This window comes from Sphingopyxis sp. (genome assembly GCF_016793825.1).
Taxonomy (GTDB): domain Bacteria; phylum Pseudomonadota; class Alphaproteobacteria; order Sphingomonadales; family Sphingomonadaceae; genus Sphingopyxis.
Window position 1 is genome coordinate 19,964 of the sequence record NZ_JAEULM010000011.1, and the last position, 25,113, is coordinate 45,076.

Below are 25,113 nucleotides of genomic sequence, written 5' to 3' on the forward strand. Positions count from 1 at the left end.
GTGGACATGACCGATGCCCCGCAGATGTCGGTGCTGCGGCTGGCGCGCCGAGGCGGCGCGCTTGTCGCGACAATAGACGACCCGGCGACGCGCAATGCGATCTCCGACCCGCTGCTGGCCGATTTCGACCTGCTGTTCTCGCATTATCGCACCGACCCGGCGGTTCGCGCCCTCGTACTGCAAGGCAATGGCCGCATCTTCTGCGCCGGCGCCGATTTGAGCGGGAAGACGCTCGGCGGATCGAGTACCGATCCGCATGGCGAGATGGTCGAGCTGTCGATCCGCGGCGCGCGCGTTTTCGGCGGCCTCCACGCGTTTCCGAAGCCCGTGATTGCCGTGGTCGAGGGGGCAGCCATGGGCGGCGGCATGGGACTGGCCGCATGCGCCGATATCGTTCTTGCAGGACCGGGCGCCAGCTTCGCCTTGTCCGAGGCCCGCCTCGGCCTTGTCGCAGCGCAGATTGCACCCTTTGTGGTCGCCCGCCTCGGCCCGGCGATCACGCGCCGTCTCGCCTTGACCGGCAGCAGGTTCGATGCCGCCCAAGCGGCGAGCTTCGGCTTTATAGATGAATTGCTGGCGGATCGAGCGGCGATAGATGCGCGGCTGGACGCCATTCTTGCCGAGATTCAAGCCTGCGCCCCCGGTGCCTTGGCGGCGACGAAAGCGCTGCTCAACGGCTTGCCGGAATTCGACGTCGCCGCCTTTTCCCGGACCGCGGCCGAAGTGTTCGCCGACGCGGTGCTTGGCGAGGGGGCAGAGGGCATCGCAGCCTTCAAGGAAAAGAGATCGCCGGCATGGGCCACGACATGAAGCCGTTTTCGAAGATCCTGATCGCCAATCGCGGCGAAATCGCGTGCCGCGTGATCCGCAGCGCCAAGGCAAAGGGCTATGCGACAGTCGCTGTATACAGCGACGCCGACGCTGGCGCGCGGCACGTTCTGGAAGCCGATGAGGCCTTTCGGCTGGGCGGCGGGCCGCTGCAGGAATCCTATCTTTCTGCCGAACGGGTCCTGGCGGCGGCGCGCGCGACCGGTGCCGACGCTCTCCATCCGGGATATGGCTTCTTCTCCGAGAATGCCGACTTCGCCGAGCAATGCGCGGAGGCGGGGGTCACCTTCATCGGTCCGATGCCCGATTCCGTTCGCGTCATGGGCGACAAGGCGCGCTCGAAGCGGCGGATGATCGAAGCGGGTGTGCCTTGTGTGCCTGGCTATGAGGGCGATGATCAGGACGATGCGCTGTTCGTGCGCGAGGCCGAACGGATCGGCTATCCCGTGATGGTCAAGGCGTCGGCGGGGGGCGGCGGACGCGGTATGCGCCTCGTCCACGATCCCAGCGATCTGCCGGCTGCGATCGTTTCGGCGCGGTCGGAAGCCAAAAATGCCTTTGGCGATGATCGGCTGCTCCTTGAGCGGGCCGTCGTCGATGCGCGTCATGTCGAAATCCAGGTATTCGGCGATAGCTTTGGGTCCGTCGTCCACCTGGGAGAGCGCGACTGCTCGGTCCAGCGCCGGCACCAAAAGGTCATCGAGGAAGCGCCATCGCCCGCCGTCGATGCGGATCTCCGGGCTCGAATGGGCGACGCGGCGGTGCGCGCCGCCGCCGCAATCGACTATGTCGGGGCGGGAACCGTCGAATTCCTGCTTGGCAAGGACGGCGCGTTCTACTTTCTTGAGATGAACACCCGGCTTCAGGTCGAGCACCCCGTGACCGAATGCGTTACCGGGGTCGATCTGGTCGATCTTCAGATCGACGTGGCTGCCGGTCTGCCCTTGCCATTCGCGCAGGACGATATTTCGATCTCCGGCCATGCGATCGAGGTGCGGCTCTATGCCGAAGACCCGCGCCAGGAGTTTCTGCCCCAAACAGGCGTTGCGTCGATTTGGCAGCCCGCAACCGGCGATGGCGTGCGCATTGATCACGGCCTGGTGACGGGTCAGGTCATCAGTCCATTCTATGACCCGATGATCGCGAAGATCATCGCCACAGGGTCCAACCGCGACGAAGCGGTACGCCGGCTCATCCAGGCCGTTCGCGGTACACATCTGCTCGGGGTCGCGACCAACCGGGAGTTCTTGCTCGACGCGCTGTCGATCGACGAATTTCGCAAGGGCGACGCGACGACCGCCTTTATCGGCAAACATTATGCCAATGGCTTCCGGCCCGCCGAAGGCGATCCCGTAGCCGTGCTGCTTGCCGCCATCCTTGCTGCGGACAAGTCCGGGCAGGGTTGGTCATCGAACGCGGCGCAGGCCCATCAGATCAAGCTTGGGGCCGGTGACAGCGAAACCAGCGTGCGCGTGGCGCGGGCGGGACAGCGCTGGACGGCGCAAAGTGACGATGATGCGGTGTCGATCGCCATCATCGAACGCGGCGATACGCGTGTCCGGTTCGAAGTCGATGGGCTGATACGGCGTGCCGTATATCTGTGCGAGGGGAACGATATCGCGATCGATCTCGACGGGCGGGTCTATCGGTTCGAGGACATAAGCTATCGCGCCCCGTCGAGGTCCGACGCAGGCGGCGACGGCGTCATGCGCGCACCGATGACCGGCACGATTACGTCGGTACGCGTCGCCCAGGATCAGATCGTCGCACGCGGCGACGTGCTCGCCGTGCTTGAGGCGATGAAGATGGAACAGCAGATCATTGCGCCGATCGCAGGCAAGCTGACCACTGTTGCCGTTGCGCCAAGCCAGCAAGTTTCAGCGCGCGACATATTGTTCGTCATCGAGGCAGAGCAGGCATGACGCACAAAAGTATCAGCATCGGCGGCGCGTCCGGATTTTGGGGCGACAGTTCGATCGCCCTGCCGCAGCTGCTGGAGCACGACGGACTCGATTATATCTCGTTCGACTATCTGGCCGAAGTCACGATGTCGATCCTGGCCCGTGCCCGCGCGAAAGATCCGTCGCTGGGATATGCGACCGATTTCGTCAGCTTGATCGCGCGACACCTGCCGCGGATCGCCGAACGCAAGGTGAAGCTCATTGCCAATGCCGGGGGCGTCAACCCGGCCGCCTGTGCCGACGCCCTCCGCGAAAAGATCGCCGCCGCAGGTTTGCACCTGCGGGTGGGCGTGGTGACGGGCGACGATCTGATCGCGATGCAGCCCCAGCTTCAAAGCTGCAGCGAGATGTTTTCGGGAGCGGCCATGCCGGCGCGGCTGATGAGCCTGAATGCCTATTTGGGAGCTGCTCCCATCGCGGCGGCGCTCGGCGCTGGTGCCGACATCGTCGTGACGGGTCGCTGCGTCGACAGCGCGACCGTGCTCGGTGCCTGTATCCACGAGTTCGGCTGGTCATTGTCCGATTTCGACCGCCTGTCGGGCGGATCGCTCGCCGGGCACATCATCGAATGCGGAGCGCAGGCAACCGGCGGCCTCTTCACGGATTGGCAGGATGTCGGCGACTGGGCGAATATCGGCTATCCGATCGCGGTAATCGATGCGGATGGGGCGTTCGATGTCATCAAGCCGCAAGGAACCGGTGGCTTGGTCTCGCGGGGCACGGTGTGCGAGCAGCTGGTCTATGAGATTGGCGATCCCGCTGCCTATCTGCTTCCTGACGTCAGCTGTGACTGGAGGTCGGTCGATATCCAGGAAATCGATGATGGCCGGGTGCGAGTCACCGGCGCTCGGGGCCACGCACCTACCGAAACCTACAAGGCGAGTGCGACTTGGCAGGACGGCTACCGCGTGGGCGCCACTTGGACAATCATTGGCGAATCCGCTGCCGGGAAGGCGGCCAAGGTGGGCGAGGCGGTTGTATCGCGCGTTTCGTCGCTCCTGTCCGATGCCGGGTCAGCGCCGTTTAGCGAGACGTCGATCGAGATCATTGGTGCCGAATCGAGCTATGGTGCGAACAGTCGGGCGAGAGGCGCGCGCGAGGTGGTTCTCAAGATCGCCGCGAAGCACGCCGATCCCAAGGCGCTTGAATTGCTGGTCCGCGAATTCACGTCCGCTGGCACGTCCATGGCGCCCGGCTTCACCGGCATGGGCGGCAACCGCCCGAAGGTGATGCCGCTTGTCCGCCTCTTCTCCATCGCAGCGGACAAGGCGATGGTCGATGCCCAGATCAAGGTCGAAGTCGATGGGCAGCCGATCGCCATAGCGGAAAGCGCGCGGCCGCCAGCGGCGGACGCACCCACCGAGAGCGACGAGTCCACATTATCGGCGCCGGTTGCCGAGCCGGGATCGACCAAAGTTCCCCTGATCGACATCGCGTGGGGGCGCAGCGGCGACAAGGGCAATCACGCCAACATTGGCATCATCGCGCGGCGGCCTGAATTTCTCCCTTACATTCGCCAAGCGCTGCAGCCCGCCATCGTGGCCGACCTCTTCAAACATTATGCGCCCGCCGAAGTCCGGCGCTTCGACCTGCCCGGCATTCATGCCCTCAATTTCATGCTCTACGACGTCCTCGGCGGGGGCGGCATCGCCTCGCTGCGCAACGACCCGCAGGGCAAGGGATATGCGCAAATCCTGCTTGGCGTGGAAATTGCCGTGCCGAGCGATCTCCTTCGCCCCTGAGCCACCAGAACTACGTCACCATCTTACTGGAGTAAGCCATGTCCATCGAAGAAAACAAAGCGCTTGTGCGGCAGTTCCTTGCCAAGTTCGCGGGCGGCGATGCCGACGGCCTGATCGACAGCCTGACCGACGACGCGACCTGGTGGATCGGCGGCAAGCCCGATCAGCTTCCACAGGCCGGAATGAAGACCAAGGAGGGCATCAGTGCCGTCCTGCGCGGTATCGGCGCTAAAATCCCCGGCGGGATCGACATGCGCATTCGCGGCATGATCGGCGAAGGCGACAAGGTCGCTGCCGAGGTCGAAGCGCATGGCGAGATCACCAACGGGCGCATCTACAACAATGAATATCACTTTCTGTTCACGATCAGGGATGGCCGCATCGCGGCCGTCAAAGAATATAACGACACGCTTCATCTGAAGACAATTTTTGCAGCGTGATGCCTTGCACGCCTGCGACGCGGTCGTCGCAGATCAGAAGCCTGAAAGGGAGCCTTCAGTCCGATGACTAGCGCCGACACAAAGCCAGAAGACAGCCCCTATGCCCTTTGGCAACAGACGGTGTCGGCGCGTTACAAGGATCGCTCCTTCGTCGCGCGCAACCGGTCAGGCGTCGAGGTCGATCCCGTTTATGGTGGCCTAGACAGGCACGGCAAAGACGCCGAGATGCCCGGGCAATATCCCTATACGCGCGGCATCTACCCGATTCATTATCAGTTCCAACCCTGGATGGACCTCCAGATCATTGGCTTCGGCCTGCCCTCACAGACCCGCGAGCGGATGGATCTGCTGCTCGAGCAGGGCGGGTCGAAAGGCTATTTTGATCGCGAGGCCTATAATTTCATTTTCGATATGCCGACGTCGATGGGCTATGACCCCGACCACCCCGGGGTTCGCGGCAGCATCGGCGACTGCGGCATTTCGGTCTGCAAGGCGCGCGATTACGAAGTCCTGCTGGCTGGCAAGGATCTGGCGAAGACAACCGTATCGATGGTCCTCAACGCCGGGTCGCCGGCCATGCTCGGGCTTTATCTCGCGGCGGCCAAGCGCCGCGGTTTCGCGTTCGACAAGCTTGGCGGTAATCTCACCAACTACATCTGGGATTTCTTTGGTCATAGCGGCGGGACGAACTTCTCGCCGCGCGGCAGCTACCGGCTGATCGCCGATATCGCGTCCTATTGCGCCGAGCATGTGCCGCTCTGGAATCCGCTCACCATCAGCGAGCATAATATTTGCGAAGCTGGCGCTACGAACGTCCAGGCCGTCGCCTATTCGATTGCCGCGATCATCGCGGTCAACGAAGAGTGCGTCAAACTTGGCATCGATCCCGACGCCGTCGTGCCGCGTTTCGGGTTCCACGTCCGCTACGGCGAGAATTTCTTCGAAGAGGTGGCGAAGACCCGCGCTTTGCGGCGGGTGTATGCGAAGGTGAACCGCGAGCGCTTCGGCTGCAAGAAGAACGCTTCGCTCCAGGCGCGCATTCATGCCCAGACCGCGGGCTCGCTGCTGACCGCCCAGCAGCCGCTGAACAATCTCGTCCGCAATGCTTATGGCGCGCTTGCGGCGGTCCTGTCGGGCGCCAACGGTATGACGATCAACGCTTATGACGAGGCGCTTGGTCTGCCGACTGAAGAAGCGGTGACGCTATCGCTTCGAACCAGCCAGATCATTGCCGAGGAAACCGGCGCCGTCCATGTGTCGGATCCGTTTGGCGGTTCCTATTATGTGGAATCGCTGACCGACGAGATCGAACGGCGAGTATTCGAAATCATCGCCGACATCGACGACCGGGGCGGACTGATCGCCTGCATCGAGTCAGGCTGGATCAAGCAGCAGGTTTCCGCCGCCGCATACCAGTGGCGCCAGGAGATCGAAAGCGGCGCGCGAACGATGGTGGGCGTCAACAAATATACCACCGACGAACCCGAGCAATTCGCGGTGTTCCAGCCCGATCCCGAAGCCGCGCGGCTGGCGATTGCCGATGTCGAGCGGCATCGCCTCGAGCGCGATGCCGCTCGCTGCGCGGCGGCGCTGGATAGTCTCCGCCGTGCGGCGGTCGAGGTCAATGAGGGCCGCGCGATCGGATCGGTGATGGCGAACCTTGTCGCCGCGGCAGAAGCCGACGCGACGCTCGGCGAGATGCAGGCCATTCTTCACCAGGTCTTCGGGCGCAACAAATAGGAACTGATCGACATGCCAGATACTGCGCCAAAGCCGCGCGTCCTCCTGACCAAGAGCTTCATCGACAGCCACGATCGCGCCATCGCGACGATCGCGCTCGCCTTGCGCGACGCCGCGATGGAAGTGGTGCTGATCGACTATGAACAGCCCGAGGATGTGGTCACAGTCGCGCTTCAGGAGGATGTGGACATCATCGGACTGAGCTTCATGTCCGGCGGCCAGGTCGAGACGACGCAAAAGATCGTCGCCGAATTACAGCGCCGCGATGTCCCCGACTTGCCGGTGGTGGTGGGCGGCGTAATTCGCCCGTTCGACGTCGCGCCGCTGGAGGAGGTCGGTGTGAAAGAGATTTTCCGCGGCGGCGCCCCGCTTGCGGATGTCGTCGCGACCTTCGATCGGCTCGCGCGCGCCTATCGGAGTCGCGTTTGACCGCCACGCGCGCAGGCCCTGACGCGGCGTCGCTGCTGACGGCGGTCCGCGGCCGCGATTCGCTGGCCATTGCGCGCGCGATTACGGCGATCGAAAACCGCTCGGCTTTGGGAACGGAACTGGCGGTCGCGGTGCGCGGCCGCGCCAATTCGTGCCGAAGCCTCGGGGTGACGGGTCCGCCGGGCGCAGGCAAATCCTCGCTCATCAACGCGCTGCTGCCCGAATTGCTGCCGAGATATCGCCGCGTCGCGATCCTGACGGTCGATCCCTCGAGCCCGATCAGCGGCGGCGCGGTCCTGGGCGACCGCGTTCGCATGGCTGCGCATAGTGCGAACCCGGACGTGTTCATCAGGTCGCTTGCCGCACGCGGCCATCTCGGCGGTGTGACGCGAACCACACGCTCAGTCATGGATCTGCTGGCGGCGGCAGAAATGGATCTCGTGATCGTCGAAACGGTCGGCACGGGGCAGTCCGAAGTCGAAGTGGCCGAGCTGACCGATGTGAAAATCGTGGTCTCTGCGCCCGGCCTTGGCGATGAGATGCAGGCCATCAAGGCGGGCGTATTGGAGATTGCCGACCTGCTGGTCGTCAACAAGGCGGACCTTCCGGACGCCGCGCGAACGACCGCGCATCTGAAAGCGATGCTCCACCATTCGGGCCCTGATGACCGCCGGTCCGTGCTCTCGGTTTCGACGCTGAGCCAGGATGGCCTCAAAGCGCTCGGCGACGCGGTTGAGGCCAAGTTCGCGGGGCTTCTTTCTGAACCGCCAAATCCCGCCGTGGGCCGCGCGATCTCGCGGTCGATGCTTGCGCGGGATGTGGCCGATGCCGCTGCAGCGCTGGTGAGCGGTTCCGACGATTCTCGTATCGCCGCGATCCTGGAAGACATGACGGCCGGCAAATTGTCGCGGCGCGAGGGCGCCGCCGCCGCCCTCGAATTGCTCGCCGATCTCGACGCCCTTTAGAAGCAAGGATCTTTACGTGACCACTGACCTGTTTTCGCTTTCCGGGCGTGTTGCCCTTGTCACGGGCGCGTCGAGCGGCATCGGCCGGGGGCTCGCGCTGGGGCTGGCCGCGGCGGGCGCGCGCGTCGTTGCGGTTGCGCGCAGAGCGGATCGGCTCGACGGCCTCGTGCGTGAAATCGAGCAATCGGGAGGAAGCGCGCTGGCCGCGCAGGCGGACGTGACCGATGCCGAGAGCATCGAACGGGCGTTCGATGCTGCGGAGAATGCCTACGGAATTGTCAACGTCATCGTGAGCAATGCCGGCGTCACCGACGCGCGTAATTTCCTGAAGATCGATGCCGCGGCGCGCGACGCCGTCTTTGACACCAATCTTCGCGGCGTCTGGAACGTGGGTCAGGCCGCCGCTCGCAGACTGGTCGCCGCCAAGGCGGGCGGCTCGATCATCAATGTGGCATCCGTTCTGGGGCTCGGCGTCCAACCCGGCCTGGCAAGCTACTGTGCCTCGAAGGGTGCCGTCATCCAACTTACCCGTTCGATGGCGATTGACCTGACCAAGCATAATATTCGCGTCAATGCCTTGGCTCCCGGCTGGTTCAAGACCGAGCTCAACGAGGAGTTCTTTGACAGCCCGACCGGCATCGAACGCATCGCGCAGATGCCGGCGCGCCGCCTCGGCAAGATTGAAGAGCTGGTCGGCCCCGTCGTTATGCTGGCGAGCGATGCGGGCTCTTTTATCAATGGCTCCGTCATCGCGGTCGACGGTGCGCTGAACGCACTGATTGCCTGAATACAGGAGCGCGTTGGACCTCGATCTCCTGCGCGAGCGGCTTGAAGACCGCTTCATCACAGCGCCGCCGGCCATGTCGGCAAGGCGAGTCCAGCCATTGCGCCATAGCTCGCACCGAACAATTCGTGATCAGGTCAGAATCCCCGCCTCGTGGAGCGCCTCTATCTTCGCCGCATCAAGCCCCAAGATTTCCGTCAGGACAAGATGGTTGTCGCGGCCATAACAGGGCGCGGATCGCGCATATTCGGCCGGCGTGCGTGCGAGATTGAAAGGCGACGCCTCGACGACAGCGGTGCCCGAGAGCGAATGCGGGAGGTGCACCAGATGCTCACGCGCCACGATCTGCGGATCTGAGGCAAATTCTTCGATCGAAACCAGACGATGCGCAGGGATGCCGTTTTCCTGCAACAGCAACTCGATCGCCGCGACCTCCTGCCTCGCAGTCCACTGCTCGAGCCGACGTTCCAGAGCGTCCTCGTCGGCTTTCCTTCCCTGAAATGTTTTCCAGCCGGGCTCGTCGATTTGCAAGATCGCGGCAAGCCGTTCCCATTGCACATCTGACTGCACAGCGATTGCGATCCAACTATCGTCGGCGTCGGTCCGGAAAACGCCGTGCGGTGCCATGGCGAGGTCGCGATTGCCCATCGGCCCCTGTACCTTGCCCGTAACCGATGTTTCTGCGATTTGGGCAGCAAGGAACTGGACGCCAGCTTCGGTCTGCGACACGTCTAGCCAGCATCCCCTACCGGTACGTCGACGATAGTCCAGCGCGGCTAACGTGGCGGGGATACCGAAGCGCGGCGCGACGAAATCCGTGTAAGGGCCATAGGGTCCGACCGGAGTCGCCCCTTCCATCCCCACGAGATTCTGGAAGCCAGCGATCGCTGCGCCATGGTTGCCGTAGCCCGAGTAGCTGGCGAACGGTCCTGATTGGCCGGTCAGTGACGTACTGACCATGACCAGACCCGGATTATCCTTCGCCAGCGCTTCATAAGACAGGCCCCAGCGCGCCATCTGCCCCGGCGTGAAGGATTCGACCAGAACATCGGCCCAGCGCGCCAGTGATCGCACGATGTCGCGTGCTTCCGGTTTGGACAGATCGAGCGACAGCCCGAGTTTTCCGGCGTTGCAGGTCTCATAAAGTGCGGACCGCTGCACATCATATTCGCCCGCTGGAAACGGACCCATCAATCGCGCCGTCTCGACACGCTTCGCTGACTCAATCCGGATAACCGTCGCGCCATAGTCGGCGAGGTTGCGGCCGATAAGCGGCCCAGCCACGACCCAGGCCAGGTCGAGCACCTTGAGGCCGGCGAGGGGTTGAAGTGATGGCTCGGTCGCGCTTTCAGCCGGACGACGAACCGCCGACCATTGGTCGAGGATCTGATCTCGGTCGGCATTCAGTCTCGGCGCGGCAGTGGGCCGCGCGAACCCGCCAGGGCAATCGCCGCCAAAGCCCCATGGCAGCGAATAGGCTCCTTCGGGACCCGCGACCGTCGCGAGATAGCCTCGCGCCGCAAACTGTTCGCTTGCCAGAAGATCGGCGATGGTTTCGATCGGCGCGATGCGGATGCCACGGTCGAGCGCGATCTGCATGAGGTCCCTCTTGCGGAATCGCGCGAGGAAGGCCGACACATGGCGGCGAGCCTCCTCGAGCATTTCCCAGCTGATGTCGCTTTCGAGCCGTCCGTGTAGCGTCGTCCAGTCCCAGTCGTGAAAGATCTCCGGAAGTGCGGCTTCCTCGATCATCCATGCAAACAATTTGTTGGTCGACGGACCAGTCGCGGGTCCCATCGCCAGATGCATTTCCGCAAGCCCGTCGGCAATCGGCCACTTCGATCGCCGGGTCAGCGAGCCGCTCCCGCTAAGATCCATTGGCCCGCCTTTGCCGCCCGATAATGTGGATCCCGGTCGGGGTACGAAATTCTCGTGGCCGATCGACGCGGCGATAACAGCGCCCAACGTACACTGCGGAAGAGTCTGGAGGATGGCCAGATCGATGTGCTGACCTGTCCCGCTTCGGAGTCGCTCGGCCTGGCCCACCAAAGCGGCCCCGGCTGCGGTTGCTGCGCCGTGGAGATACGCTTGGGGTGCGCTAATCCGCAGCGGCCGTCCTTCGTTGTCGCGGGTGAGGAGCAACGGCCCGCCCGCTGCCCAGAGCGTCAGTTCGCTATCCAGCCAGTCCCTTTTGGGACCCGTCAAGCCATATGGCGTTATCGATACATGAACCAATCTTGGATTGAGCGCGGCGACCGCAGCGGGATCGAGCCAGTCCGGGCGACCATCGCAGGGAGCAGCGGACTCCAGCAGAATGTCGGCCGATCCCAGAAGCCGCGCCCACATGTCCGGATCAGTCTCCGGATCGCAGAGGATCGAACGCTTCCCCGAGGCATAGGCTGCCCAGTAGAAGGAGCTGTCTTCTGCGCTCCAATCGGAAGCGAAAGGGGGCTGACGCCGGCCATCGCTGCCTCCGATTGGTTCCATTTGAACGACATCGGCGCCAAGCTGCGCCAGCATATGCCCAGCCAGGAGACCCCTGTGATTGGTAACATCCAAAACCCGATAGGGCGAAAGGAAGCCGCTCGGGCCGTCGCTCATCCGCATCCACTCCTTGCGCAGGTATCACAGTGGCCCTGCGTCGTTTGACAGAAACGATATACGGCGACGCCTGCCTGAAGGTCAATACTTGCTTGCGACAAGCCATTACCAGTTTTCAGATCGGGCATATAGGGCGATGCAGTCGCAACTATCGGTTGTCGGCTCCAACCCGTCTGGCCCGGCAGGTGTTGCCCCATGCTTTAGCGCCGGCGACGTTCGGTCGCGAAGCCGCGGTCGGTCGCTATAAAACGCTCGATCATAGGAACGGCTATCTTCTCGGGCGACATGGGCTTGGCGAGGCCTGTTGCCTTCGCATGCACTTCGGCATAGGCGACCAGCTCGCGGTGCAGGGCACCCGGCAATTCGATCGCGAGCTTCACGGGCTTGTCGTCGGCGATAGGTCCTAGTCTGAGTTTACTCATCGCGCGCCTCCCTCGGGGTCGATGATCAGATCGCGGGTAACGAGGACGCGGAGCGCGTAACCGGGACGAATGGTGAGAGTCGGGGGGAGGTTCATCTGGCGCTCGACGAGCCGCCGACCCGCTTGGTTGGCCGTATCCTGCGACCCGTCGCGAAGTGCCCGTAGAAGCGCGTCATCGCCGTCCGAGCCTAGTTCGGCGCCGATGCCGAGCAAGGTGGAGATCAGCGCGCCACCCAGGACCGATCCCCAATGATGATCGGTACGGTCGGCGAGGCCGGCCATGCCCCGCGCATCGACGCCCGGCTGGCGGTCGAGCCTGATCGATCGCCCTCCCGGCAGGATCAGCCGGTCCCAAGCGAGCAGCACGCGCTCCTGCCCTGCGGCGATCTCGCTGTCATATTCGCCGACAAGGCGCGCACCTTGCGGAATGAGCAGGATGCGCCCGGTCGGGCTGTCATAGACATTCTGGGTGACCTGTGCGGTCACCTGCCCGGGAAGGTCGGACCGGATTCCGGTGATCAGCGCCGCAGGGATGAGACTGCCGGCCTGAAGCACATAGGGCGAGGAAGCCTCGCGGAGGCGCTCGGCGCTTTCGAACGGCGCCGCTGGCCCGCCATCCAGAAAGGCGCGCCGCGCCGCTGCCGGGGTCTGTAGAGCCGTTTCGCCCGCGGGAGCGGGCAGGTCGAGCGCGCCGAGCGCCTCGGCGGCTGGACTGGTCGCGGCGCCGCGACCCAGAAAGAGCTGGCTCGCTGTCGCGGCTTGGCGCTCCTGCCGCGCCCGCTCGCGCGCCTCGTCGACGGGAGATCGACCGCCGGGCGGCGGAGGACCCATCGGTGGCACGGGGATGGCCTCGCCATTCTGCTGCGCGGCGACGATCGGGCGCCCGAGATCGCCGGGAAGCGGCGGCCCGAGTTTCGGGATCTTGCCATAATCGGCGGGCGCGCCCGTCACGACCTCGGCCTTGTTGGCCCCATCGACCGAATAAAGATTCTCAGGCGTCTTCGCTGCCCTTGGCTGCAAAGCGATGAGCAGCGCCCCGCCGATTGCGGTGCATCCAACGGCGCCGATGATGGCCATCGTCTTGCGCGACAGGCGCATGACGCGCGGCGGCTCGCCGCGCAGCCGGAAGGCATCGGCATCATGGCCGGGGGTCCTGCGGGCGCTCGAGAATGTGCCAGCGCAGGCGCCCGCCTCGCTTCTTCCGTTCTGCAACGACACGTGTGTCGAGCCGGATTTGCGCCTCGGCACTCTCGGGATGATGAACCCAGTGGCGGGGTGCATCGTGCAGAATCTGCCGGTCGAGTTCTTCGCCGTCGAGCTTCCGCCACTTGAGGCCGGACAGATCGATCTCGACCATCGGACATGCTGCACGCACAACCTTTTCCTGTTTCGCTTCATCGACAGCATGAGAGACCTTAAACTCGATGGCGCGGCGCTGCCCGTCGACGATTGCCATCGCGTCAGGCTGGAAATCTCGCTCTGGAGATTCGAGCCGCACACTATCCAGTGCGACCTCGCCGCCGCGATAGACGATCTCCTCGATCCCTCCCTCCCGCAACGCGAGCGTTGGAAGCGTTATGCGCCGAGCGGCGGCAAGCAGCAGCTTTGCATATTGATGCAGCGCGGATTCGCCCGAACAGCGGCTATCGGCCTTGTGAGCGAAGTGCTGCCGCTTCTTCACGGGGCGCTTGAAGGTCAACCGTTCCTCGCACCCTATGCAGGTGAAGGGGCCTTGCCGGCTGGAGGCAATCTGCTCGACATGCCGCACCACCCCGTCTCCGCAGGCGGCAAAAGGTACGCGCAGCCCAGAGGTATCGGCGCGGGTCGCGCCCACAGAGCAGGGCCTAGGAATAGGCCCAGGCCAGAATGGCTCATCCTGTTGGTCCACCAACGCACCATAGGCCAGGTCAGTAGTCGCAAGAAGGCCTTTGCCAGGGAAAACGAACGACACGCCCAGCGGCCAGAGTGTTCCAATGTCTCCTAGGCTTTTCGATTCCTGCTCCAAAGCTGGAGACTATATGGAGACAAAACCCGAAATCGGTGCTCGTGTCACCACAAACGATGCCATACGCACATCGTTAAACTACTGATTTTTATGGAGAAACTGGAGCGGGCGAAGGGATTCGAACCCTCGACCCCAACCTTGGCAAGAAATTACGACAACTACGCCAGAACTTCTTTTTCTACGCCAAGGCACTAAAAAGCAAGCTTTTGTTGACTTCAACCTACGATATTCTATCCTCGACCTACCCTGCGAAGCGGTGAATTTCTATTACGTCCTTATTACTTTTCGAATCGCCCACCCTCGCGTAATATGATGGAGGAACTTGTGGCGCTTGCAAAGCTCAATAAGCGGACGGTCGATGCGCTGGCTGCACCAGCGACAGGCCAGGCATTTCTTTGGGATACCGAGATCAAAGGTTTCGGTGTCCGTGTCGGCGCAACCGGGACGAAAACCTTCGTCATCCAGTATATGAATGAGGAAGGCCGGGTTCGGCGAGTGAAGATCGGGCGCTTCGGAGTGATGACGGTCGAGCAAGCCCGCGAGCTCGCGAAGATTCAGTTGGGCAAGGTCGCCTCTGGCGAAGATCCCGCAGAGGAGTCGCGCCGGGTCCGGAAGGATCTCAATGTCGCCGAGATGTGCGAATGGTATCTCGTCGAAGCGCGAGCCGGCCGCATTCTTGGACGGAAGAACCGCCCGATCAAGGACACCTCGCTCAACATGGATGAGAGCCGCATCCGAACGCATATCATCCCGCTGATGGGCAAACGCCTCGTGCGGAAGCTGACGATCGCCGACGTCGAGGCAATGCAAAATGACATTGCAACCGGTCAGACCCGAAAGCCTCCTTCGGGCGGGCGCGGCGGCCGCCCGACGGGCGGTGCCGGCGTTGCCGGGAGGAGCCTCGGCACCCTCCAGGCCATCCTAGGCCATGCAAAGCACAAGGGACTGATTGCGGAACATCCCACGAAGGGCGCGAAGAAGCTCGCGACCAAGAAGAAGACCCGGCGTCTCAGCATCGCCGAGATCGAGCTGCTGGGTCGGGCGATCGGCCGGGCCGAACTGGGTTCCGAGAACCCCGTTGCGCTCGCAATTGTCAGGACGCTCCTTCTGACCGGCTATCGGCGCGAAGAGGCGCAGGCGCTGCAGCGGCAGTGGGTTAACCCCATGGGCGGTTACGTCGCGTTCCCCGACACGAAGAGCGACGCGCAATATCGGGCGATCGGACCCGAGGCGATCAAGATCGTCGTCGCACAGCCCGAGATTGCTGGCTGCCCCTACGTCTTTCCAGCGTCGAATGGCGAAGGCCCGTTTACCGCCGTCAGCGACTGCCTGGCCCGGCTATGCCGCTCGGCCGGCATCGAGGGTGTAACGCCGCATACGCTGCGCCACACCTTCGGGAGCATGGCGGGCGAACTCGGCTTCTCCGAGCTCACGATCCGCGCGATGCTAGGCCACGCGTCGCAAAGTGTGACGCAGGACTATGTTCATATCGATGAAGCCGTGAAGCTGGCAGTCAGCCGCACTTCGGACGAGATCGCAAAACATCTCGAGACTGGCGTGCGGAAGGCGGCAAAGATGAAGTTCGCCGCCTGATCAAGGCAGCGAACCGTCGCGCGCTTCCATTTGCTCGAGAAGCTGCACTCCGATGATCTCCAAATCGGACTTGCCGATATCGGCTACTCTCCGGATCGAGAGGTCATGCTTTAGTATGGCAAGGTCCATCATCAGATCGGGCTCCCCATTCTCCTTCACGTAAGTGGGAACCAGAATGAACGAGCCACCCGCGGGATAGTTATCGAGAAAGAACCTCAGATTCGTGTCGGCGGCAGGTTCGAGCAGCTTGAGGCGGCTCGGCATGCTCACCAGCGTACCAGCGAAATCCCCTGGCTCAGTTCCCGCCATCAATAGCACCGCATAGTGGGACGGGGGCCGACCAGGTAGTTCGCGCAAGATCGCGATGTGGATAGCCCCTTCGGCATCTCGTGCGCCGAACCGTTCGCGCCAACGCTCGAAAATTTGGCGTCCCGCCTCGCGATCCTCAAAGTGCAATCCGACGATCGGGAGATCATGCTGCAGACCGAGCATCACGCCGATCCAGCGGGCCTGCTCCCATTGCGGAATGTCCAAGATAGAGCGCACTTCGACGCTGCGGTGATCGCCAGTCGCGTATCGCTCGCTGATTGTTTCTTCTTCGGGATCAGCCTCTGGCACCCTTACAATTACCGGCCGGTCGGCCTTCGGCGGAAACCGCTCGAGCGATAGCTCGTTCCAATCCGTCAGTCGCGACGCTGGACTGTTCATCGCCCGGATGCGGCTGTTCGAACTCGCGACTGCGGCGCTGACGCGCTCAAGGAGCGATTCTTCCCGAAAAAGCTTCTCCAGAGATATTTTTTGCCGGTCGGCGAGTGAGGTCGCGACGAGCATCAGCGTCGAGAGAAGCAGGAATTGGCTATGGGTTCCGCTCTCACCGAGATGATCGGCGGGTGTCGATCCGGCAGGCCAATGAAGTTTGGCGCGCATTTTATTGCCATCGAAATCAACGCTCGGTGCTGTGGCAACATCGCTTTCCACGAGATCGATATCAAAGCGCTCGACGAATGCTCCGATCCGCAGGCCGATAACCGTAGCAAACAGCGTGTCGATAACCGCCAGCAGGGTTTGGCCGGCGAGCAGCGCTGTGTCGCTGCCCGATAGATGCACCGCGACGCGCATGCCGATAACGCGGGTCTCGATGCTGTGCGGTTGCGGGCTGCCGGTAACCAGCGGCCGACCACCGAGGTCGCCCGCTGGCTGGTTGCGCGACATGTCGAAGATCGCCCGGACCCGCTTGTCCAGCGCGTGAAAATCATCGCCGCCTTCCGCCGCCACCTTCCAAGGATTTCGGCCGTCGACATTATATCGCCGCATCCAGCGCCGGCTGAAACCATCGGGATCGGGATGGCCGGCATCCTTGGCGATGCAGGCAACGGTGCGCTCAAGGTCGTAGCGTTCGACATCCAATGTCACAAGCGCACCATCGGGCGCGCGGCGTAACTCGTTTACGCCCGGCCGGCTGTCGGTGGCCGCAGCGCCATCACGGATCGCGCCTGCGGCCGCAGACACCAGCGCGACGGCATTGGAGCCATTCAAAGCTGCGGGCGCGCTCGCCTCCGCCAGATTGGCGCCGGTCCCTGCAAAGGTGAGCCGCCGCGAACGAAGCGCGTCGATCGTCGACAAGATGCCGCCGGTATCGAGATCCCAGGCGTGATTGTTGGAGGTCGCGACGAGATTCACCCCGATCGCCTGCAAGCAATCGATAACCGACGGCTCTCCGACATGCAGCACCTCGCTGTCCGCGGGCCGTGTCGACTTGCCCGCAAGCGGTCCGGCGATCACCGTTTCAAGGTCGGTGAAAACCGCATCGCGCCCGTCCAGCAGTTGCTTAAACTCCGCCAGGCCGGTCCAGCCGATAGCCCGTAAATCCGTCTTAATGAGCGACTGACCCAAGAGACTGATCCGCAGCGACCGCTTTCCCGCGCCCGTCAGAACCGGCAGAAAAGCCACCGAAATTCCGGCACCAATCAGTTGCCGGCGCGTGGGTGTGCTGAAGCTCGCTCGCATCGTCGTCCCCTCTCTCTAAGCGCGTCATACGAAGAGTGAGCAATGCAGGGCAATGTCATGCACTTTTGTTATGACTGTATGTAGAGCTGTCATAATATTTTTTGCGGCAGCGCTTGGCCCTAAGCCATCTGCGAATCACAGATTGGGGGACAATATGACCATCGCATCCGCTCGTTTCGCCCGGCGTATCCAGCTTGCCAGACTTGCCGCCGCCGCCGGAATCAGCCTTGGCGCCCTCGCCTGGCCGTCGCTGGTTCAGGCACAAGATACGGTGGAAGCTGAAGAGGACACGGCAACGGACGTCGATCCCGGCGGCGATATCATCGTCACGGGTTCACGCATCGGACGCAAGGATGCGGCCTCGGTCGGTCCGATCCTGACGGTCACCTCCGAAGACATTACCAAGTCGGGCACCTCGTCGATCGGCGACCTGCTCCAGAAACTGCCTTCGGCGGGCGTCAGCCTCAATTCGAACGGCACGCAAGGCACCTCCTACGGCGCCAGCTCGATCAACCTGCGCTATCTCGGCGGCGGCGAAGGCAGCGGCAACCGGGTCCTCGTTCTCGTCGACGGGCATCGCTGGGTCGACGGTGTAGGCCAGCGCGGCTTCCGCGATTTCGTCGACCTCAACACGATGCCGCAGGGCATGATCGATGGCATTGAAATCCTGAAGGACGGTGCGTCGGCAATCTACGGTGCCGACGCGATCGCGGGCGTCGTCAACATCAAGACGGTCCAGCCGTTCGATGGGCTGCGCGGCTCCGTCCGTGCCGGTATCACCACCCAGGGCGATGGCGCCGAGCTTGGCGGCAAGCTGACTGTCGGCAAGACCTGGGACCGCGCTTCGATCATTTTGTCGGGCAGCTATTTCCGCTCGCGTCCGATCCGCACCGACGCGCGCGACCTGACGACGCTGACGCTCGTCCCGCAAACCGCGGTGGGCAATAACCCCAATGGGCTGTTCATCCTGCCGGGCCTCGCGAACAATGCCTATTTCGGCACCGGCGCCGGCTTCGCCAGTTCGGCGAACCCGATCGTGCTCAACAATGGCGCGACGATCGGCGCGGGGAATAGCGCCGACAATGCTTTCCATGTCGGCGCGCTTCCGGGCGACTTCTACAACACGCAGGCGCAGGGCATCTACTCGGCGGGCCCGTCGGAACGCTACGGTTTCTATGGCCGGTTCGACTATGAACTGACCGACGATGTCACGATCAAGCTGGAGGGCGTCTATAACCGGCGCAAGTCGAACCAGCTCTTCTCGCCCGTGCTGCTCGACGTCGGCGGTACCGCGGGTTCGGTTCGCGGCTTCTCCATCCCCAACAACCAGGCATTCAACCCCTTCGGCACCGCCAATGGCGTTCCCACCGCCAATGCACTCGCGTTCGGGGCCAACAGCGCGTGGCGCATCCGCAAGGTGATGACCGACGTCGGCAACCGCAACAATATTCAGGACGTCGAGACGATCCGCTTCTCGGTCGGGGTCGACGGCAGTTTCATGATCGGGGGTGGCGAGTGGCGCTGGGACGTCTTCGGCTCCTATTCGAAGAACAGCATCAACACGGTCGCCGAAAATGGCATCAACTATGACAATCTGTTCCTGGGGCTCGGGTCGCCCGCGGCCTGCGCTGCGGCGGCGGGATGCGTGCCGATCAACCTGTTCGCGCCGATGACCGCCGAGCAGGCGGCCTTCATTCGCTTCACGACGCGTGAATATAATCGCACCGAACTCTATAACGCCGCGTTCAACGTGACGGGGAACCTGTTCGACCTGCCCGCAGGGCCGGTCGCGCTCGCAGTCGGTTATGAATATCGTCAGAATCGTGGCTTCGACGCGCCCGATCCGATCGTCAATGCCGCCCCGACCTATCTCAATCCCGCGCTCTATACGAAGACCACCGGGCAGACACGCACGGCCACCGTCGGCAGCTACGACCTGCACGAAGCCTATGCCGAGCTGAATGTACCGATCTTCCGCGACCAGGCCTTTGCGAAGAGCCTCGAACTCAGCCTCGCGGGCCGCTACTCGGACTATTCGACGGTCGGCAACAAGGTGACGCTGAAAGCCGGCGTCGGCTATCGTCCGATCGACGACATCCTTCTGCGCGGCACCTATTCGCAGGGCTTCCGTGCACCGTCGATCCTGGAACTCTATCAGGGTGCGCGGCAGGCGAGCTTCCAGGGCATCGACCCTTGCAATGGCGGCGCAGCGGCCAATGCAGGCCTTCCCGGGTGCGCGGGCGTGCCGGCGGGTTACAACCAGGTCAACTTCAACCTCAACGGCCTGATTGCCGGCGTGATCAGCGGCAATGTCGGTCTCAAGCCCGAAACAGCCGATACCTTCAGCGGCGGTATTGCCATCACGCCGAGCGGCATTCGCGGGCTGTCGCTGACGGTCGATTATTACAAGATCAAGATCAAGAACGCGATCGCGGCCCAGACGCCGACCCAGATCATGCAGCTGTGCGCGGTGCGCGGGGGCGTGTTCTGCGACCTCGTCACCCGCGATGCGGGGACCGGCGAAATCCTTCAACTCCTGCAGGGCGCGCAAAATCTGAACTCGATCACGACCGACGGGGTCGACGCGACGCTGCGGTACGACTTCAGCACCGACATCGGACGCATCTCGGCCGTGATCGACGCCTCTTATCTCAATTCGTTCCGGACCACGGCACCGAACCCCGCCGGCGGCGACCCGATCGTCGATGAGCGCGCCGGCAAAGGCGACACGCCGCGCGCGACCTATCCGCACTGGAAGGGTCAGGCCTCGCTCGGCTGGACCGGCGATGCCGTCGATGTGATGCTGCGCGGCCGCTATATCGGCCCGACGACCGACGTCGTGAATGCCGTCAAGGATGCGCGCACCAAGTCGATCATCTATACGGATCTCGAAGTCGGCTTCAGCATCAACGACGATGCCGCGCGCTTCAGCCTCGGCGTCAACAACCTGTTCGACAAGGCACCGCCGGCTTCCTACGCCAATGCCCCGATCAACTATGACATCTACACCTATGATGCGCGCGGCCGTTTCGTCTACGCCAGCTTCTCGGTAAAGATGTGATCGGGTTCGGCCGCGCCGACAGCGGCGCGGCCCCAATTAGGCGGGGCGCGTCGACCATGTCAGGAAAGACGGAAAAATGGCTGGACCGGGTCGAACGCTGGGGTAACGCTCTTCCCGACCCGGTCTTCATCTTCCTTGGCCTTATTGCCGCGCTGGTCGGCGTTTCGGTCGCCGCGGCGCTGCTCGGTTGGAGCGCGGTCAACCCGGTGAGCGGCGAGACGCTCACGACGAAGAGCCTGCTCTCCGCCGAGAATGTCGGCAAGCTGCTGACCCAGATGCCCGAGACGATGGCGCATTTCCCGCCATTGGGACTGATCCTCGTCGTCATGCTCGGCGCCGCGGTCGCCGAGCGCTCGGGATTGTTCACAGCCCTCATGACCCGCGCGATGCGCGGCGTCCCGACCCGTTTCCTCAGCCCGGCGATCTTCCTGATCGGGCTGCTGTCGCATCAGGCGGCCGATGCCGCTTATGTCGTGTTGATCCCGCTCTCGGCGATCATCTTCGCGGCGGCGGGACGCCACCCGCTCTCGGGGATTGCAATTGCCTATGCCGGCATTTCCGGCGCCTTCGCGGCCAATCTTGTGCCGGGACAGTTCGACGTGCTGATGCTCGGCATTACCAAGTCGGCGACCGCATTGCTTGTCCCCGACCATATGCTCAATCCGCTCGGCAACTGGTATTTCACCGCCGCGCTCGGACTGATCCTGATCCCCGTGACCTGGTTCGTGAACGACCGCATCGTCGAGCCCCGCCTCGGCGCCTGGACCGGTTCGCCGCCCGAGGGGGAGATCGAGGATCAAGCCGATCCGGCGGCACAGCGCAAAGGCCTGCGCCGCGCCGGGGTTGCAGCCCTCGCCATCGCGCTGCTCTTCGCGGCCCTTGCGCTATGGCCGAGCTACACCCCGCTCATCGACACCGCGGCAGAGGGGCCAGCACGGCTCGGACCCTTCTACGCCTCGCTGGTGGCAGGCTTCATGCTGCTCTTTCTCGTCTGCGGCTGGGCCTATGGCGCCGCTGTCGGCACGATCAAATCGCACCGCGACGTGGTGAAGATGATGACCGAGGGCCTCGCGACCATGACGCCTTTCCTCGTCATCTCCTTCTTCGCCGCCCATTTCATCGCGATGTTCGCCTGGTCGAACCTTGGTCCTGTCATGGCGATCAACGGTGCCGACTGGCTTCGTGCACAGCATCTCGCAACCCCGGTGATGTTGATCCTCCTGCTGCTCATGTCCTCGGTGTTCGATCTCGTCATCGGATCCGCCTCGGCGAAGTGGAGCGCGATGGCGCCTATCGTCGTGCCGATGTTGATGCTGCTCGGCGTGTCGCCCGAAATGACGACCGCAGCCTATCGGATGGGCGACTCGATCTTCAATATCGTCACCCCGGTAGCGGCGAACTTCGTCCTGGTCCTCGTCCTCGCACAGCGCTGGCGGCAGGATTTTGGCGTCGGCTCGCTGATCGCGCTGATGCTGCCCTTTTCGATCGCGATCGGGCTGACCGGCCTCTGCCTCATCGGAGCCTGGACAAGCTTCGAACTCCCCGTGGGCCCTGGCGCGGCCGCAACTTATGAGATGGCCGCCCGATGATCGAGACAATGGATATTCGGGTGATACGCAACGCAATGGTACCCATGCGCGACGGCGTGCATCTGGCGACCGATGTCTATCTGCCTGTAGAGGGCGCCGCGCTCCCGGTGCTCCTCGAGCGCATCCCCTATGACAAGGACGGCACCAACCACGCGGACTTCTCGGCTGCCGATCAGACACCGCTCTCGAAGCCCGAGCTTGCACAAATCTTTGCCCGCCATGGCTATGCCTTTGTCCTTCAGGACTGCCGGGGCCGCTATGGCTCGGAGGGCGTATTCCGCAAATATCTGGCGGAAGCCGAAGATGGCGAAGACACGATGGCATGGATCATGGACCAACCATGGTGCAACGGCCGGATCGGGACGCTCGGCCTCTCTTATGGCGCGCATGTCCAGGCCGCGCTCGCCACGCTCGATCCACCGGGTCTCGCGGCGATGTTCCTGGATTCAGGTGGCTTCTCGAGCGCCTATCATAGCGGGATCCGTCAGGGCGGCGCCTATGAGCTGAAGCAGCTGACCTGGGCGTTCAAACACGCGCTGCTCGCTCCCGAAACCCTGGCCGACCCGGCGCGGCGCGCGGCGCTCGAGGCCGCGGACATTCGCGATTGGGTTGGCGTGGAGAAATGGCGCCCCGGCCATTCTCCGATCAGTGCGGCGCCCGAGTATGAGGATTTCATCCTCGAGCAATGGAATGCGGACAGTTTTACCGACTTCTGGAAGCAGCGCGGCCTTTATGCCCGAGGCTGGTACGACAGCTTCGCCGATGTGCCGATGGTGCATATGTCGAGCTGGTACGACCCTTATGCGCTGACGGCCGTCGAGAATTTCACGGGTCTTGCGGCGCGTAAGCGCGGCCCGGTAAAGCTGATCATGGGCCCGTGGACGCATGGCAAGCGCTCGCTGACCTTTTCGGGCGATGCCGATTTCGGACCGCAATCGACCCTCGACCATCTGTTCGGCGACTATGTCACGCTCCGCATGCGCTGGTTCGATTGCCATATGCGGGACGCCGCGACCGATCCGCTACCTGCTTCGGTCTATCTTTTCACCATGGGCGGCGGAACAGGCCGCCGCCTGTCGAGCGGGCGGTTGGACCATGGCGGGCAATGGCGGAGTGCCGCCAACTGGCCGCTCCCCGCCATGCGGATGACCCCGTTCCATCTGCATGCCGACGGAAGCCTCGGCGAGACGCCACCTTCCAAGCCCGATGCCCGCGAATTTGTGCACGACCCGCATCGTCCGGTTCCGACAATCGGCGGAGCGATCGCCTCGGGCGCGCCGGTCATGGAGGCCGGCGGATTCGACCAGCGGGAAGGACCGGACTTCTTCGGTTCGAGCGTGGCGGGACGGGCACTGGCCGATCGGTCTGACGTCCTGACCTTCGAGACGCCGATACTGCGCGCCGATGTCGAACTGACCGGCCAGGCCATAGCCGACCTGTTCGTCAGCTCGACGGCCATCGACACCGACGTCACGATCAAAATCGTTGATGTTTATCCGGCGAGCGCCGATTATCCGGAGGGCTATGCGCTCAACATTGCGCACGGGCTGGTGCGGATGCGCTTCCGCAATTCGTTCGAGGCCCCTGAAGCCATGGAGCCGGGAAAGGTCTATCGCGTGCAGATTGCGTCTTTTCCGATGAGCAACCTTTTCGCGAACGGGCATCGCATCCGGATCGAGATCGCCGGCAGCAACTTCCCGCACTTCGACATCAATCCCAATACCGACTGGCGGATCGAGGGACTGGCGCCGGTTGTCGCGGAGACGAGCATCCACCTCGGCGGCAACCAGGCCTCGCAAATCCTGCTGCCGGTCGTGATCGACGGAGCGGACTGACGGTGCGAAAGCCGCGTGCGCCGGCCGGCGTCGAGCCCGACAAGGATGTCAGTTTCCGCGCACTTCGCGTCTTCTCCGAGATCATGCGCACCGGGTCCGCGACCGCGGCAGGCAAGCAATTGTCGCTGTCGCAGCCCGCGGTCAGCCGCGTCATCGCGCAGCTCGAGACGCAGGTCGGCTTCGACCTGTTCTACCGTGATCGCGGCAAGCTGGTGCCGACCGCCGACGGGACCAAGCTGATCCAGGAGGTCGAGCTGACCCTCGCCAGCATCGACAGGTTCAACAGCCTTGTTCGCGACATCGCAGGCTATTCGGCCGGAACGATCCGGATCGTTGCACCGCCGAGCTTTGCCGAGGGCATCCTGCCCGATATCGTCTCGCGGTTTCGCGAGCGCTTCCCGGGCGTTGAGTTCAACATCGACTCGCGCAGTGTCGAGACGGCACGGACCATGATCGCGATGCGCTACGTCGACTGCGGATTCGTGAAGCTGCCCGCGGAAGAAAATGATCTGGCGATCGAGCAGATTGTTGCGAGCGGCTCGGTATGCGTCATGCACGAGGATCATCCCCTCGCTGGTCACGCCACCATCACCCCGGCCGAGATCGGTCAGCATCCGCTCATTCTTCTCGGCGCGGGCCGCCACTGGCGGACGCAGGTCGATGCAGCCTTCGCCTCCTTCGGGCTTCGACCCGTTGTCGCGGTCGAGACCCACACCCACGGGTCGGCCTGCGCGCTTGCCGCGCGAGGCAATGGAATGGCCATTTTGAACGAACTTCTGGTGAAGCCGTACCTCCACAAGCCGCTGGTGACCCGGCCATTCGAGCCGCCCATCACCCATGAATATGCCTTTGCCGTATCCAATGTGTCGCGCCCGTCCAGGCTGACGCAGGAATTCCGCAACGAGGTCAAAGCCTATTTCGGCTCCTGACGGATCGCCGACGACGCCTGGGTGAACCTCACTCCCTGCGACGTTGCTTGCTGAACTCGCGATCGCTCGCGATGAACCGGTCGACGATCGGCGGTATCAGCTTCTCCAGCGGTAGCGGCGAGGCGAGACCATTCAAGCGCGCATGAACCGCGGCATAGTCGGTGAGGTCGCGCATCAAAGCAC

19 protein-coding genes are annotated in these 25,113 nt (G+C 63.3%); 13 read left to right on the forward strand and 6 right to left on the reverse strand.

The genetic code is table 11. From position 1 onward, the window contains the following. Positions 1-6 precede the first annotated feature (6 nt). The 8 genes from JNM03_RS02245 (at position 7) to JNM03_RS02280 (ending at position 8,892) form a co-directional block, all read left to right on the forward strand. On the forward strand, positions 7-810 hold the full coding sequence (locus tag JNM03_RS02245) for an enoyl-CoA hydratase-related protein (RefSeq protein ID WP_294034016.1): 804 nt from the start codon (positions 7-9) through the stop codon (positions 808-810). Beyond that, positions 807-2,750 (forward strand): biotin carboxylase N-terminal domain-containing protein, encoded by a 1,944-nt coding sequence (locus tag JNM03_RS02250; protein ID WP_257546841.1) that lies wholly within the window; start codon positions 807-809, stop codon positions 2,748-2,750. Before JNM03_RS02245 ends, JNM03_RS02250 begins: the two co-directional genes overlap by 4 nt. Further along, positions 2,747-4,531, forward strand: a complete 1,785-nt coding sequence (locus JNM03_RS02255; protein ID WP_257546843.1) for an acyclic terpene utilization AtuA family protein — start codon at positions 2,747-2,749, stop codon at positions 4,529-4,531. The genes JNM03_RS02250 and JNM03_RS02255 overlap by 4 nt, the downstream gene beginning before the upstream one ends. Before the next feature lie 38 nt (positions 4,532-4,569). Beyond that, a complete protein-coding gene (locus tag JNM03_RS02260) occupies positions 4,570-4,971 on the forward strand; it encodes a nuclear transport factor 2 family protein (RefSeq protein WP_257546845.1) in 402 nt (133 codons plus the stop codon). 63 nt (positions 4,972-5,034) lie between these two features. Then, a complete protein-coding gene (locus JNM03_RS02265; protein WP_257546847.1) occupies positions 5,035-6,711 on the forward strand; it encodes an acyl-CoA mutase large subunit family protein in 1,677 nt (558 codons plus the stop codon). 12 nt (positions 6,712-6,723) lie between these two features. After that, on the forward strand, positions 6,724-7,140 hold the full coding sequence (locus tag JNM03_RS02270) for a cobalamin-dependent protein (RefSeq protein ID WP_257546849.1): 417 nt from the start codon (positions 6,724-6,726) through the stop codon (positions 7,138-7,140). Beyond that, the gene (meaB, locus tag JNM03_RS02275) at positions 7,137-8,105 is read left to right on the forward strand and encodes a methylmalonyl Co-A mutase-associated GTPase MeaB (protein WP_257546851.1); all 969 of its coding nucleotides are present in this window, start codon (positions 7,137-7,139) and stop codon (positions 8,103-8,105) included. Before JNM03_RS02270 ends, meaB begins: the two co-directional genes overlap by 4 nt. 16 nt (positions 8,106-8,121) lie before the next feature. Continuing rightward, positions 8,122-8,892 (forward strand): SDR family NAD(P)-dependent oxidoreductase, encoded by a 771-nt coding sequence (locus JNM03_RS02280; RefSeq protein ID WP_257546853.1) that lies wholly within the window; start codon positions 8,122-8,124, stop codon positions 8,890-8,892. Positions 8,893-9,021: 129 nt separating this feature from the next. On the opposite strand, the gene JNM03_RS02285 is transcribed toward JNM03_RS02280, so the two are convergent. The 4 genes from JNM03_RS02285 to JNM03_RS02300 form a co-directional block, all read right to left on the reverse strand. Beyond that, positions 9,022-11,490: a CoA transferase gene (locus JNM03_RS02285; protein WP_257546856.1), complete on the reverse strand. Its 2,469-nt coding sequence runs from the start codon at positions 11,488-11,490 to the stop codon at positions 9,022-9,024. Between the two features lie 200 nt (positions 11,491-11,690). After that, positions 11,691-11,912 carry a DUF2274 domain-containing protein gene (locus JNM03_RS02290; RefSeq protein WP_257546858.1) on the reverse strand — a complete coding sequence of 74 codons (222 nt, stop codon included), beginning with the start codon at positions 11,910-11,912 and terminating at the stop codon, positions 11,691-11,693. Continuing rightward, positions 11,909-13,009 carry a TrbI/VirB10 family protein gene (locus JNM03_RS02295; protein WP_367235628.1) on the reverse strand — a complete coding sequence of 367 codons (1,101 nt, stop codon included), beginning with the start codon at positions 13,007-13,009 and terminating at the stop codon, positions 11,909-11,911. Before JNM03_RS02295 ends, JNM03_RS02290 begins: the two co-directional genes overlap by 4 nt. 40 nt (positions 13,010-13,049) lie before the next feature. Beyond that, the gene (locus JNM03_RS02300) at positions 13,050-13,745 is read right to left on the reverse strand and encodes a competence protein CoiA family protein (RefSeq protein ID WP_294034027.1); all 696 of its coding nucleotides are present in this window, start codon (positions 13,743-13,745) and stop codon (positions 13,050-13,052) included. Positions 13,746-14,240: 495 nt separating this feature from the next. Here JNM03_RS02300 and JNM03_RS02305 point away from each other — a divergent pair, with 495 nt between their 5' ends. Beyond that, a complete protein-coding gene (locus JNM03_RS02305) occupies positions 14,241-15,509 on the forward strand; it encodes a site-specific integrase (RefSeq protein ID WP_152998866.1) in 1,269 nt (422 codons plus the stop codon). On the opposite strand, the gene JNM03_RS02310 is transcribed toward JNM03_RS02305, so the two are convergent. Next, positions 15,510-17,516 (reverse strand): CapA family protein, encoded by a 2,007-nt coding sequence (locus JNM03_RS02310; RefSeq protein WP_234180820.1) that lies wholly within the window; start codon positions 17,514-17,516, stop codon positions 15,510-15,512. Positions 17,517-17,670: 154 nt separating this feature from the next. Here JNM03_RS02310 and JNM03_RS02315 point away from each other — a divergent pair, with 154 nt between their 5' ends. The 4 genes from JNM03_RS02315 to JNM03_RS02330 are packed head-to-tail and all read left to right on the forward strand — an operon-like array spanning position 17,671 to position 24,930. Beyond that, positions 17,671-20,577 carry a TonB-dependent receptor gene (locus tag JNM03_RS02315; protein ID WP_234180822.1) on the forward strand — a complete coding sequence of 969 codons (2,907 nt, stop codon included), beginning with the start codon at positions 17,671-17,673 and terminating at the stop codon, positions 20,575-20,577. Between the two features lie 56 nt (positions 20,578-20,633). Beyond that, positions 20,634-22,166, forward strand: a complete 1,533-nt coding sequence (locus JNM03_RS02320) for an AbgT family transporter (protein ID WP_234180824.1) — start codon at positions 20,634-20,636, stop codon at positions 22,164-22,166. A gap of 35 nt (positions 22,167-22,201) precedes the next feature. Beyond that, entirely contained in the window at positions 22,202-24,001 is a 1,800-nt protein-coding gene (locus JNM03_RS02325; RefSeq protein ID WP_294034032.1) for a CocE/NonD family hydrolase, read from the forward strand. Positions 24,002-24,003: 2 nt separating this feature from the next. Beyond that, positions 24,004-24,930 carry a LysR family transcriptional regulator gene (locus JNM03_RS02330; protein WP_234180828.1) on the forward strand — a complete coding sequence of 309 codons (927 nt, stop codon included), beginning with the start codon at positions 24,004-24,006 and terminating at the stop codon, positions 24,928-24,930. A 28-nt stretch (positions 24,931-24,958) separates the two neighbouring features. On the opposite strand, the gene JNM03_RS02335 is transcribed toward JNM03_RS02330, so the two are convergent. Continuing rightward, positions 24,959-25,105, reverse strand: a complete 147-nt coding sequence (locus tag JNM03_RS02335) for a DUF2274 domain-containing protein (protein WP_234180830.1) — start codon at positions 25,103-25,105, stop codon at positions 24,959-24,961. Positions 25,106-25,113: the final 8 nt, after the last annotated feature.

What these genes read in the sequence shown, in the direction of transcription:
- JNM03_RS02320 (WP_234180824.1), top strand. Translation starts at nt 20,634, where the DNA reads ATGTCAGGAAAGACGGAAAAATGGCTGGACCGGGTCGAACGCTGGGGT.
- JNM03_RS02285 (WP_257546856.1), bottom strand. Translation starts at nt 11,490, where the DNA reads ATGAGCGACGGCCCGAGCGGCTTCCTTTCGCCCTATCGGGTTTTGGAT.
- JNM03_RS02265 (WP_257546847.1), top strand. Translation starts at nt 5,035, where the DNA reads ATGACTAGCGCCGACACAAAGCCAGAAGACAGCCCCTATGCCCTTTGG.
- JNM03_RS02260 (WP_257546845.1), top strand. Translation starts at nt 4,570, where the DNA reads ATGTCCATCGAAGAAAACAAAGCGCTTGTGCGGCAGTTCCTTGCCAAG.
- JNM03_RS02310 (WP_234180820.1), bottom strand. Translation starts at nt 17,516, where the DNA reads ATGCGAGCGAGCTTCAGCACACCCACGCGCCGGCAACTGATTGGTGCC.
- JNM03_RS02325 (WP_294034032.1), top strand. Translation starts at nt 22,202, where the DNA reads ATGGTACCCATGCGCGACGGCGTGCATCTGGCGACCGATGTCTATCTG.
- JNM03_RS02255 (WP_257546843.1), top strand. Translation starts at nt 2,747, where the DNA reads ATGACGCACAAAAGTATCAGCATCGGCGGCGCGTCCGGATTTTGGGGC.
- JNM03_RS02250 (WP_257546841.1), top strand. Translation starts at nt 807, where the DNA reads ATGAAGCCGTTTTCGAAGATCCTGATCGCCAATCGCGGCGAAATCGCG.
- JNM03_RS02290 (WP_257546858.1), bottom strand. Translation starts at nt 11,912, where the DNA reads ATGAGTAAACTCAGACTAGGACCTATCGCCGACGACAAGCCCGTGAAG.
- JNM03_RS02335 (WP_234180830.1), bottom strand. Translation starts at nt 25,105, where the DNA reads ATGCGCGACCTCACCGACTATGCCGCGGTTCATGCGCGCTTGAATGGT.
- JNM03_RS02295 (WP_367235628.1), bottom strand. Translation starts at nt 13,009, where the DNA reads ATGCGCCTGTCGCGCAAGACGATGGCCATCATCGGCGCCGTTGGATGC.
- JNM03_RS02315 (WP_234180822.1), top strand. Translation starts at nt 17,671, where the DNA reads ATGACCATCGCATCCGCTCGTTTCGCCCGGCGTATCCAGCTTGCCAGA.
- JNM03_RS02270 (WP_257546849.1), top strand. Translation starts at nt 6,724, where the DNA reads ATGCCAGATACTGCGCCAAAGCCGCGCGTCCTCCTGACCAAGAGCTTC.
- JNM03_RS02245 (WP_294034016.1), top strand. Translation starts at nt 7, where the DNA reads ATGACCGATGCCCCGCAGATGTCGGTGCTGCGGCTGGCGCGCCGAGGC.